The sequence below is a fragment of the Rhodococcus sp. 06-235-1A genome (genome assembly GCF_002258785.1).
Lineage (GTDB): Bacteria > Actinomycetota > Actinomycetes > Mycobacteriales > Mycobacteriaceae > Rhodococcoides.
Genome location: NZ_NOYI01000007.1, coordinates 22,379 through 34,084 on the forward strand (window position 1 = coordinate 22,379; position 11,706 = coordinate 34,084).

8 protein-coding genes are annotated in these 11,706 nt (G+C 65.7%); 3 read left to right on the plus strand and 5 right to left on the minus strand.

Annotated elements, in window-relative coordinates; genetic code table 11:
• Window positions 1-70: 70 nt before the first annotated feature.
• Window positions 71-322, minus strand: coding sequence for a modification methylase HgiDII (locus CH275_RS04565; RefSeq protein ID WP_094675640.1), 252 nt, complete (start codon window positions 320-322; stop codon window positions 71-73).
• Window positions 323-419: 97 nt separating this feature from the next.
• Between CH275_RS04565 and CH275_RS04570 the strand changes: the two genes are divergently transcribed.
• Both CH275_RS04570 and CH275_RS04575 read left to right on the plus strand, forming a co-directional pair.
• The gene (locus CH275_RS04570) at window positions 420-4,997 is read left to right on the plus strand and encodes an ATP-dependent helicase (protein WP_256990854.1); all 4,578 of its coding nucleotides are present in this window, start codon (window positions 420-422) and stop codon (window positions 4,995-4,997) included.
• Window positions 4,998-5,034: 37 nt separating this feature from the next.
• A complete protein-coding gene (locus tag CH275_RS04575) occupies window positions 5,035-5,817 on the plus strand; it encodes a DNA-formamidopyrimidine glycosylase family protein (protein ID WP_094675790.1) in 783 nt (260 codons plus the stop codon).
• 153 nt (window positions 5,818-5,970) lie between these two features.
• Here the strand turns inward: CH275_RS04575 and glpD are convergent, their stop codons facing one another.
• The 3 genes from glpD to CH275_RS04590 form a co-directional block, all read right to left on the minus strand.
• Window positions 5,971-7,701, minus strand: coding sequence for a glycerol-3-phosphate dehydrogenase (gene glpD / locus CH275_RS04580; protein WP_094675642.1), 1,731 nt, complete (start codon window positions 7,699-7,701; stop codon window positions 5,971-5,973).
• Window positions 7,702-7,786: 85 nt separating this feature from the next.
• Window positions 7,787-9,028 carry an aminotransferase-like domain-containing protein gene (locus CH275_RS04585; protein ID WP_094675644.1) on the minus strand — a complete coding sequence of 414 codons (1,242 nt, stop codon included), beginning with the start codon at window positions 9,026-9,028 and terminating at the stop codon, window positions 7,787-7,789.
• A 139-nt stretch (window positions 9,029-9,167) separates the two neighbouring features.
• The gene (locus tag CH275_RS04590; protein ID WP_094675646.1) at window positions 9,168-10,571 is read right to left on the minus strand and encodes an NAD(P)H-quinone dehydrogenase; all 1,404 of its coding nucleotides are present in this window, start codon (window positions 10,569-10,571) and stop codon (window positions 9,168-9,170) included.
• Between the two features lie 181 nt (window positions 10,572-10,752).
• Here CH275_RS04590 and CH275_RS04595 point away from each other — a divergent pair, with 181 nt between their 5' ends.
• A complete protein-coding gene (locus tag CH275_RS04595) occupies window positions 10,753-11,217 on the plus strand; it encodes a gamma-glutamylcyclotransferase (protein WP_094675648.1) in 465 nt (154 codons plus the stop codon).
• 13 nt (window positions 11,218-11,230) lie between these two features.
• Here the strand turns inward: CH275_RS04595 and CH275_RS04600 are convergent, their stop codons facing one another.
• Entirely contained in the window at window positions 11,231-11,695 is a 465-nt protein-coding gene (locus tag CH275_RS04600; RefSeq protein WP_094675650.1) for a TrmO family methyltransferase domain-containing protein, read from the minus strand.
• Between the last annotated feature and the right edge of the window lie 11 nt (window positions 11,696-11,706).

Sequence of the window (11,706 nt, forward strand, 5' to 3'; positions counted from 1 at the left end):
GTGTTCGCCAGGTTCGCCGGACACGACGGAACTCCGGCCTTGCCGGGCCGGGGTCGATGCCAGAGCTGGATCAGCCGTACTCGGCAACCAACCGGTCGAATTCGTCGCGGTCGATCACCTGTGGCTCGTTGATGGCAAGCGCCTGCGCGTACTTGCTCGCCAGGTGGTAGTCACGACCGAGTGGCCCTTGCTCGGCGTCGTCCTCGTCGGACTGGATGCTCGCACCCGGAGGCACCTCGTTCTGCAGGCCGTTGGTCTTGCTGCCGAGCAGAGCGTCGAGTTTCGCGGAAATCTTCTGCATGATCTCTTGGTCGTCGTTCATGGCGACGGGGTACCCGAATCGATCGAAACCACACGGGTCCGGTGAACCGGGGCCTGCACGGGGATTACGTGTCGGCGCCCCGGGGCATGATGGTGGGATGGCCAGGCAGAGTATCGGCACCGACGTCGCGGGTGAGCTGTCGGTGACGCAGAAGCTGTCTCGGCCCACTCGCGAGTGGTTCACCGGTGCCTTCCCGGCACCCACGTCCGCGCAGCTGGGCGCGTGGTCGTCGATCTCGAGCGGCGCTCACACTCTCGTCGTCGCACCGACCGGTTCGGGCAAGACCCTCTCGGCATTTCTGTGGGCTCTGGACGAGCTGGCGCAACTGGGTGCGGACAGCAAGCGTAAGACCAAGGTCCTCTACATCTCCCCGCTCAAAGCCCTTGCGGTCGACGTCGAACGCAACCTGCGCGCGCCCCTGGTCGGGATCACTCAGACGGCCAAGCGACTCGGCCTCGACCCACCCGAGATCTCGGTGGGCGTTCGCTCCGGCGACACCAGCGCCGCCGATCGACGGAACATGGTCAAGACTCCTCCGGACATCCTGATCACCACCCCCGAGTCGCTGTTCCTCATGCTCACCTCCGCAGCGCGGGACATTCTTGCCGAGGTCGACACCGTGATCGTCGACGAGGTGCACGCAGTGGCCGGCACCAAACGCGGCGCACACCTCGCAGTGTCGCTCGAACGGCTCGACGGCATGCTGGACAAGCCCGCGCAACGCATCGGCCTGTCCGCGACGGTGCGCCCACACGAGGAGGTCGGCCGCTTCCTGGCCGGAGCCGCTCCCATCGAGATCGTCGCCCCGCCGGCACCGAAAACCTTCGACCTGACGGTGCAGGTACCCGTCGAGGACATGACCGAGCTGGGTGTCACCGATCCGAATGCCGACACCTCCGCCGCTCCCCCGGCTCAGGGATCGATCTGGCCGCACGTCGAGGAGAAGATGGTCGATCTCATCCTCGAACACAGCTCGTGCATCGTCTTCGCCAATTCCCGACGTCTCGCAGAGCGGCTCACCGCACGGCTCAACGAGGTGTACGCCGAACGGATCGGCGACGGCGTGGAGACACAGCACAAGCCGCCGTCGCAGGTCGGCACTCCCAACGACGTGAACCACGGTGCCGATCCGTTGTTGGCCCGGGCCCACCACGGCAGCGTCAGCAAAGACCAACGCGCACTGATCGAGGACGACCTCAAGACGGGGCGGTTACGTTGCGTCGTCGCCACCAGCAGTCTCGAACTCGGAATCGACATGGGCGCAGTCGATCTGGTCGTGCAGGTCGAAGCGCCACCATCGGTGGCCAGCGGGTTGCAACGCGTCGGGCGCGCGGGGCACCAGGTCGGCGAGATCTCCAAGGGCGTGCTGTTCCCCAAGCATCGCACCGACCTGATCCACTGCGCGGTCACTGTCGAACGCATGACGTCGGGCAAGATCGAGGCACTCTTCGTACCCGCCAATCCGCTCGACGTGCTGGCTCAGCAGACCGTCGCGGCCTGCGCCCTCGAACCCATCGACGCCGAGGACTGGTTCGACTCCGTCCGTCGCACCGGCAGTTTCGCCACACTGCCCCGATCTGCCTACGAGTCCACCCTGGATCTGCTCTCGGGTCGCTACCCCTCGGACGAGTTCGCGGAACTGCGGCCGCGACTCGTGTGGGATCGCGATGCCAACACCCTCACCGGCAGGCCCGGGTCGCAGCGATTGGCGGTCACCTCGGGCGGCACCATCCCCGACCGCGGACTGTTCACCGTCTACATGGTGGGCGAAAAGCAGTCCAGAGTCGGCGAACTCGACGAAGAGATGGTCTACGAATCACGAGTGGGTGACGTCTTCGCGCTCGGTGCCACCAGCTGGCGCATAGAGGAGATCACCCACGACCGGGTGTTGGTCAGTCCGGCGTACGGCCAACCGGGCAGGCTCCCGTTCTGGCACGGCGACGGTCTCGGTCGACCGGCCGAACTGGGACAGGCGCTGGGCGAGTTTCTGCGAAGCACCACCGACCGCAGCAACCTGGCCGAGCGACTGAGCGCCGACGGTCTCGACGCCAATGCCGTCAACAACCTGATCGCGTTGCTCGACGAGCAACTCGAGGCGACGGGCCAACTGCCCACCGACAAGACGATGATCGTCGAGCGGTTCCGCGACGAACTGGGCGACTGGCGGCTCGTGCTGCATTCCACCTACGGTCAGCAGGTACACGCGCCGTGGGCACTCGCAGTCGGCGCGAGGCTGATCGAGCGCTACGGCATCGACGCCGCGCCCACTGCCTCCGACGACGGCATCATCGTCCGGCTCCCGGACACCGACGACCAGCCGCCCGGCGCAGAGCTGTTCGTGTTCGAGCGCGACGAGATTGCCGACATCGTCACCGAGCAGGTCGGCGGGTCTGCCTTGTTCGCATCGAGGTTCCGCGAATGTGCCGCTCGCGCACTGCTTCTGCCTCGCCGCAATCCGGGCAAGCGTGCGCCGCTGTGGCAACAACGGCAACGTTCGGCGCAGCTGCTCGACGTGGCTCGTAAGTACCCCACGTTCCCGATCCTGCTCGAGACCGTGCGCGAGTGCCTGCAGGACGTCTACGACCTCCCCGCCCTCGAAGACATCCTGGCCCGGATCGGTCGACGCCAGATCAGGATCGTCGACGTCGAAACGCCGTCACCGTCCCCGTTCGCCAATTCACTGCTGTTCAACTACGTCGGCGCATTCATGTACGAGGGCGACAGCCCGCTCGCCGAACGACGGGCCGCCGCGCTGTCACTCGATTCGGCACTGCTTGCCGAGCTACTCGGACGCGTCGAACTGCGAGAGTTGCTGGACGACAGCGTCATCACCACCACCGAACTCGAACTACAGCGTCTCCCCGAAGACCGACATGCGAAAGACATCGAAGGCGTCGCGGACCTGCTGCGGCTACTCGGTCCGCTGACCGTGGACGAAATCGGCCTGCGCACCGACGGCGACGAATATCCGCAGTGGCTCACCGAACTCGCCGAGGCCAAGCGGGCGATGGAGGTCTCGTTCGCCGGCCAGAGCTGGTGGACGGCCATCGAGGACGCCGCTCGGCTGCGCGATGCCTTGGGAGTCCCGCTTCCCATCGGTACTCCCGCTGCCTTCATCGAGCCGGTCGACGATCCGCTGGTGGACCTGATCAGCCGGTACGCCCGAACCCACGGCCCGTTCACGCTGGACGACGCAGCGGCGCGGTTCGGCGTCGGGACCGCCGTGGTGCGGGACGTACTGCGCAGATTGGCCGTCGACAAACGCGTCGTAGAAGGTGAGTTCCGTCCCGGTGCCACGGGCAGCGAATGGTGTGACGCCGAGGTTCTCCGGCGACTGCGGCGTCGGTCGCTCGCAGCGGCTCGGCAGGAGGTGGAACCGGTCTCCACCGCCACCCTCGGCCGCTTCCTGCCCGCCTGGCAGCACGTGGACAGCCGACGCCTGAGTGGTATCGACGGCGTCGCGACCGTCATCGAACAGCTTGCGGGCGTTCCTGTTCCGGCATCTGCCTGGGAATCTCTCGTGCTCTCGTCGCGGGTGACCGATTACAGTCCGGCGATGCTCGACGAACTCACCTCCACCGGCGAGGTGTTGTGGTCGGGGCACGGTGCGATCTCGTCCAAGGACGGCTGGGTAAGCCTGCACATGGCCGACACCGCCCCGCTCACCCTCGTGCCCGCAGCCGAATCCGACCTGTCGGAGTTGCAGATTCGCATTCAGGACGCCGTCGCGGGCGGCGGTGCGTACTTCTTTCGGCAACTCTCCGACACCGTCGGCAGTACCGACGACACTGCACTGCAGGCGGCGCTGTGGGAGTTGGTGTGGGCAGGGCGTCTGAGCAACGACACGTTCGCCCCGCTGCGCGCCCTGTTGAACTCCACAGCCACTCGCTCGGCTCCGAGTCATCGAGCACCGCGCCGAACACCGCGCCTGCGCTCGTACCGGCAGTTCGAGCGCCCGTCGCTGCCCACCAGAACGGGGCCACCGACGGCGGGTGGTCGATGGTCGAGGTTGCCCGAGCTCGAACCCGATCTCACCGTCCGCGCCCATGCGACCGCTGACGTTCTGCTCGAACGCTACGGCGTGGTGACCCGTGGTTCGGTGATGAACGAGGGTGTCCCCGGCGGATTCGCCACGATGTACAAGGTGCTCACCGGATTCGAGGACTCCGGTCGCTGTCGTCGCGGCTACTTCGTCGATTCGCTCGGTGGGGCCCAGTTCTCCACCTCCGACGTGGTCGACCGGTTGCGCAGCTACGACGAACCGAAGAAGAACGCCACCGCTGTGGTACTCGCGTCGTGCGATCCGGCCAATCCCTACGGCGGAGCGCTGCCCTGGCCGAAGGCCGGCAGTGGCGAGGCCGGTGTCGGAGAGAAGCCGGACGGAACGACGAAGCATCGCCCGGGTCGCAAGGCCGGTGCACTGGTCGTCCTCGTTCGGGGCGAATTGACGATGTTCGTCGAACGCGGCGGGAAGTCGGTGCTGACCTTCGGCGAGAACACCGACGATATCGGCGCGGCAGCAACCGCGTTGGCGGCCACCGTTCGCCGCGGCGGTGTCGACAAGTTGCTGGTCGAGCGGATCAACGGTCACGACATCCACGGAACAGAGTTCGCCAAGACGCTGACCGAGGCCGGTTTCTCGGCGACACCCCGGGGACTCCGTCTCCGACGCTGAAGCACCGCAACACTTCCAGAAACAAGAAGGGATGCAGATGCCCGAGGGCGATACCGTCTGGCGCGCGGCCAACACCCTGCGCGCCGCGCTGGAGGGCCAGCAGCTCACGACGTGCGATGTGCGCGTTCCTCGGTACGCCACGGTGGATTTCACCGGCGAGACCGTCGATTCCGTCGCCTCGCGCGGCAAGCATCTGCTGATCAGAGTCGGCGGCTACTCCATTCATTCGCATCTGAAGATGGAAGGCACCTGGCACGTCTACGCACCCGGTGCGAAGTGGCGTCGCCCTGCCTTCCAGGCGCGGATCATCTTGAACACCGCGAACGCGCAGGCCATCGGTTTCGAACTCGGAGTGCTCGACATCATCGAGGACGAGGAGGAGGCCGTCGGTTACCTCGGACCCGACCTGCTCGGTACGGACTGGGACCCAGAAACCGCCCTGACCAATCTGGAGTCCGATCCGGCTCGTCCCGTCGGACTCGCTCTGCTCGACCAGCGCAATATCGCCGGGCTCGGCAATGTCTATCGAAACGAGATCTGCTTTCTGCGTGGAATCGATCCACGTACTCCGGTCGGCGACGCCGGCAACCTGAAGAAGACGATCGACCTGTCCTATCGGTTGATCATGGCCAACAAGGACCGGAACCAGCGCGTCACCACCGGGGATCGGCGACCCGGCCGACACTTCTGGGTGTACGGCCGCGAGAACAAGCCGTGCCGGCGGTGCGGAACCACCATCGAGTTCGGCCTCATCGGCGACAACCCCCTCGAGGAACGGCAGATCTACTATTGCCCGCACTGCCAACCCGGACCCATCTGACGGCGTCCTGTCAGCGAGGACCAAGCCTGCTCACAGCTTCGCCGATCACCATGGATCCCATGTTGACATTGGCGATACTCACCCTGCTGGTCATGGCCGTCTCCGGCGCAACGGCGGCTCGCGCACCCAGGACACTGGTCCGGACTCGCTGACTCAGAACCCGCGAACCGGTTCCAGAATTTCCTGTCGGGCCTCCGGAGCGACGACACGCAGCGCGTCCGCCGACTCGTCGTCGGGCTGGCGCTGCGATTCGATCTCGGCCTCCACCCGGGCGCGGTAGGTCTCGACTTCACGATCGACCGTGGCCTCGTCCCACCCCAGAACGGGTGCGATCAACGCTGCCACCTGACCCGCGCAGTTCATCCCGCGATGCGAGTACTCGATGGAAATCCGGGTACGACGCGACAGCACGTCCTCGAGATGCAACGCGCCTTCCGCCGCCGCCGCATAGACCACCTCGACCTGCAAGTAGGACGGTGCGTCGGTGAGTGGTTGCAGCAGTTCGGGTTTGCCGTCCGCCATCGCCAACACCTCGTCGATCAGCGAGCCGTATCGGTCCAGCAGGTGCGTCACCCGATGTGGATGCAAGTTGTACATCTCGCCCAGATGCGGTGCCTGATTGACCAGGGCGAAGTAACCGTCGGCTCCGACGAGGGGCACCTTCTCGGTGATCGATGACGCCACCCGCACCGGGATGTCCTCCGCCGCCAGATCGACGGCGTCCTCGGCCATCACTCGGTAGGTCGTGTACTTGCCGCCGGCGATGGCGATGAGTCCCGGTGCCACGCGAGCGACCGCATGCTCTCGTGAGAGCTTGGAGGTCTCGTCGCTCTCGCCTGCCAGCAGTGGCCGCAGGCCCGCGTACACACCGTCGATGTCCTCGTGGGTGAGCGGCGTGACGAGCACCCCGTTGACCTCACCGAGGATGTAGTCGATGTCGGCTTTGGTCGCGGCCGGATGCGCGAGATCGAGATTCCAGTCGGTGTCGGTGGTGCCGATGATCCAGTGCGCACCCCACGGAATGATGAACAGTACGGATTTCTCGGTGCGCAGAATGATCGCGGCTTCACTGACGATTCGATCGCGCGGCACCACGATGTGCACGCCCTTCGACGCACGCACCCGAAACCGTCCGCGCATGTTGGACAGGGACTGGATCTCGTCGGTCCACACGCCGGTGGCGTTGATCACTACGTGTGCGCGAACGTCGGTGGTGGCCCCGGTCTCCGAATCACGTACTCGCACACCGGATACCCGATCGGCCTCCCGTAGGAACCCGACGACCTGTGTCGACGTACGCACCACAGCGCCGTAGTGAGCGGCCGTTCTGGCGACGGTCATGGTGTGCCGGGCGTCGTCGACGACGGTGTCGTAGTACCGAATTCCGCCGATCAGCGACTTTCGCTTGATTCCCGGCGACATCCGCAGCGCACCGGACCGCGTCAGATGCTTCTGTTGTGGAACCGATTTGGCCCCGCCCATCCGGTCGTAGAGAAAGATGCCTGCGGCGATGTACGGGCGTTCCCACAGCCGGTGGGTGAGCGGGAACAGGAACTTCAACGGCTTGACCAAGTGCGGTGCCAGCGTGGACAGCGACAGTTCGCGTTCGTGCAGCGCTTCGCGTACCAGCCCGAACTCGAGCTGCTCGAGGTAACGCAGGCCGCCGTGGAACATCTTGGACGAGCGAGACGAGGTGCCCGATGCGTAGTCCCGCGCCTCGACCAGAGCTACCTTCAGGCCCCGCGTCGCGGCGTCGAGGGCTGCACCGGAGCCGACGACGCCTCCGCCGACGACCACGACGTCGAACTGCTCGGTTCCGAGCTGGTCCCACGCCTCCACCCGCTGGGTGGGTCCGAGGAACTTCGTGTTCGATCGGTTGCTCACTGTGACGCTCCCTATCCGTCGAAAAACCCCGCGCACTACGTGAATGTCAGGTTACCGCCCCAGGTCCGCCACGCGCAGAACCTGCCTACGAGGTTCCGCGTGGTCGGTGCGCGCGGATGGACGCGTGTGCGGTGCCCAATCGCCGCACCGCGTCCGCCAGCTCTGCCGGGGTCGATCCCGCGAAGCTCAACCGGAGCGAGCGTCGATACTGCTCGGCCGACGCAAACGCGGAACCGGGAACGAAAGCGACTCCATGCTCCAGGGCGGCCGCGAGCAACTCGTCCGTGTCGGTCCCATCCGAGAAGGTGGCCCAGGCGAACATTCCACCCGTCGGGTGCGAGACCGTGAGCCGCGTGGGGAACTCGGCATCGAGCGCATCCGTCAATGCCGTTGCACGGTAGGCATACTCGCGACGCAGTGTCGTCAAGTGCGCGTCCAACCATGCAGTGTCGCCGAGCATGTTCGCCGCCATCAGCTGGGTCATCGAGGAACCGCACAGATCGGCACCCTGTTTGAGCAACTCCACCGCGGCACACACGTCGTGCGGTGCGACGAACCAGCCGACACGCAGCGTCGGTGCCAGGATCTTCGACGCACTCGACAGCCGAATGACGCGATCGCTGAAGCATGCAATGGTCAGCGGCGGTGCGCCCGTCTCGTGTGCAGGGTCCGTTGCGGCAAACCAGATCTCGCCGTACGGGTCGTCCTCGATCACCCAGAATCCGTAGTGATCCGCCAGTGCCGCGAGGTGCCGCCGACGCTGCTCGCTCATCGTGACCCCGCGAGGGTTGTGGAAGTTGGCAACCGTGTGGACCACCGCAGGACGCGGTCCCGCCGTGAGCCGTCGTTCGAGTTCCTCGGTGTTCATCCCGTCGGCGTCGATTTCGATTGCCTCGATCCGCGCTTCGGCGATCGAGAACACCTGCAACGCACCGGTATACGCGGGCTCATCGACGACGACAACGGCACCGGGGTCGATCAGCGCCTGCGCGAGCAGCGTCAGGGCCTGTTGCGATCCGTGCGTGACGACGACGGTGTCCGTCGGAACCGCCGCTCCCCCGCGCACGGCGCTCTCTCTGGCCGCGATCACGCTGCGCAGCGAGCGATGGCCGGCGGTCTCGCAGTATTGGACGGCATCGGGGCTCCGCAGCACCGCCTCGGCAGCAGCTGCGATGCGGTCGACGGGGATCAGATCCGTGGCCGGCAGACCTCCGGCCAGGCTGATGACGTCGTCGCGTGCGGTGAGGGCGAGAAGATCACGGATGGCCGAGCTGGACAGTGATGAGGTGCGTCGGGCCAAGCCGACGGGGAAGTGAGTAGAAGACATGAAAGAGACTCCGGGGCAGCAGGAACGAAGGAACGGCCCGCGGATCCGCTGAGTCGAGGAGAGAGCGGACGGGTGTGTCCGCTCTCTCGACTGTCTCACGTGCTACCGAAACATGAAACGCAAATCTCAGATACTGAGATCAATCCAGATCGTCGTGCGCCATCAGCTGACGCGCGGCCTCGATGACCGAACCCGACAACGACGGATACACCGAGAACGTGTTTGCCAGATCGTTCACCGACAGATTGTTCTGCACCGCCATCGCAATCGGCAGAATCAGCTCGGAGGCGCTCGGGGCGACCACGACGCCACCGATGACGACGCCGGTGGCGGGGCGGCAGAAGATCTTGACGAAGCCTCGCTTGAGACCGCTCATCTTCGCTCGCGGATTCGTGGTCAAGGGCAGCATCACCACGCGCGCCGGTACGTCACCGGCGTCGATCGCGGTCTGTGCGACTCCGACCGACGCGATCTCGGGCCGCGTGAACACCGCCGAGGCCACGGTCTTGAGCTTGATCGGGCTGACGGCCTGACCCAGCGCGTGGTACATCGCAATGCGCCCCTGCATCGCCGCGACCGAGGCCAGCGGCAGCAGACCGGTGCAGTCACCGGCTGCGTAGATGCCCGCGACCACGGTACGAGATACGCGGTCCACCCGTAGGTATCCGCCCTTGTCGAGTTCGATGCCCACCTTCTCGAGTCCGAGACCGGAGGTGTTGGGAACCGATCCGACGGTCATCAGCGCATGGCTGCCCTCGACGGTGCGGCCGTCCGAGAGCGTGACGAGAACTCCATCGTCGGTGCGGACGACCGAATCGGCGCGGGCATGCTTGACGAGGGTGACGCCGCGCTCGTTGAATGCGTCTTCGAGGACCAGAGCGGCGTCCTCGTCCTCGTGTGGGAGGACGCGGTCACGGCTCGAGACAGCGGTCACCTTGACGCCCATCTCGGTGTAAGCCGAGACGAATTCGGCACCGGTGACACCGGATCCGACGACGACGAGATGTTCGGGCAGTGCCTCGAGATCGTAGAGCTGACGCCAGTTCAGGATTCGTTCGCCGTCCGGCTCGGCTCCCTTGACCACCCGAGGCCTCGCACCGGTCGCGACGAGAACGACGTCGGCATCGAGGATGCGCTCCTCGCCGTCGGCCAGCACTGCCTTGATCTGGTGGGATGCCATACCGACGTGTGTGTCGATCATCTCTGCGCGTCCGGCCAGCAACTGGACTCCCACCGAGGTGACTCGGTGGGCGATGTCGGCGGACTGCGCCTGCGCCAGGCTCTTCACACGATCGTGAATCTTCGGAAGCGCGACGGCCGCCTGCGATGGATCGAGTGAGATTCCCAGGTCGCTCGCTCGACGCATCTCGGTGCGAATGCCGGTCGACGCGATGAACGTCTTCGACGGCACGCAGTCCCACAGGACGCAGGCACCGCCGATTCCGTCCGAATCGACCAGTGTCACCTCGCCTCCGTGCTGGGCGGCTACCAATGCTGCTTCGTACCCTGCCGGACCACCACCGATGATCACAATCCGGGTCATTGATCCTCTTCTCGCGTGCTCGAAATCTCTCGCTGTGTCGCGTCAACGGTATTCCAGAGGCCGCCCACGTGGGTCGGTAAGGCTAGCTTCACTCCCTCGACGAGAGGGCGGACCTGCGGCGACTCACCGAAACACGACCACGACGCGTCAACCGGCACCGATACGGTTTAGGCTGGCCGACGTGCCAATTTATGCCGCCTACGGATCGAACATGCATCCGGAGCAGATGTTGCAGCGATGCCCTCACTCGCCCTTGTCGGGAACCGGGTGGCTGCACGGATGGCGGTTGACCTTCGCCGGCGGCGACATCGGCTGGGAGGGCGCGCTGGCCACGGTCGTCGAAGATCCCGACTCGCAGGTCTTCGTCGTGCTCTACGACGTATCGGACGAGGACGAAGAGAGCCTGGATCGTTGGGAGGGCTCGGAACTCGGCATTCACCGCAAGATCAGACTGCGCATCGAGACCGGCCGGGAGCCGGTGCTGGCGTGGATGTACGTGCTCGACGCCTACGAGGGCGGCCTGCCTTCGGCCCGATACCTCGGAGTGATGGCAGAGGCAGCCGAAATCGCGGGTGCTCCCGCCGAGTACGTGCGAGACCTTCGAACCCGCGACAGCCGGAACGTCGGTCCCGGTACAGCCTCGTAGCTCGGCGGACAGATCAGAAGTAGTTCTTCATCACCGACGCCACCCAGGCCGGCTCGGTCACGTCCGCACGCTCCGGAACCATCGACTGCAGGAACGGTTTGACGTCGAACACCGGTGAACCGTCGATCGCGTCGAGACCTCGAACTCGGATGCGCAGTCCGTCGACGTCGACGATCTCGCACCGCGACACCCCGAGAAGGTTGGGCCGGTCCTTCACGCGTTGGGCGAGGACACCCACCCGAGGCAGCGTCGTGTCGCCGCGGGGATGCCGCGAGCCGGTGGTCGTCGCGGCCGGATCACACAGGTGGAATCCGTAGACGACCTCGAGGTGCGAGAACTCGGCGAGACCGAGGGTCGCGTCGGCGTCGAGCACGTTCTCGTCGAGGTCGATGACGGACTCGACCGATCCCCAGTTGTCGTCCACCACCTCGGCGCGGTCGGATCGAACGATTCCGATCGGCGACACTTCGAAAGCCATCTCGTCCCCAG

Bases quoted from the DNA above. Each gene is read 5' to 3' on its own strand.
- CH275_RS04565 (WP_094675640.1), bottom strand. From the start codon at position 322: ATGAACGACGACCAAGAGATCATGCAGAAGATTTCCGCGAAACTCGAC.
- CH275_RS04570 (WP_256990854.1), top strand. From the start codon at position 420: ATGGCCAGGCAGAGTATCGGCACCGACGTCGCGGGTGAGCTGTCGGTG.
- CH275_RS04575 (WP_094675790.1), top strand. From the start codon at position 5,035: ATGCCCGAGGGCGATACCGTCTGGCGCGCGGCCAACACCCTGCGCGCC.
- CH275_RS04585 (WP_094675644.1), bottom strand. From the start codon at position 9,028: ATGTCTTCTACTCACTTCCCCGTCGGCTTGGCCCGACGCACCTCATCA.
- CH275_RS04590 (WP_094675646.1), bottom strand. From the start codon at position 10,571: ATGACCCGGATTGTGATCATCGGTGGTGGTCCGGCAGGGTACGAAGCA.
- CH275_RS04600 (WP_094675650.1), bottom strand. From the start codon at position 11,695: ATGGCTTTCGAAGTGTCGCCGATCGGAATCGTTCGATCCGACCGCGCC.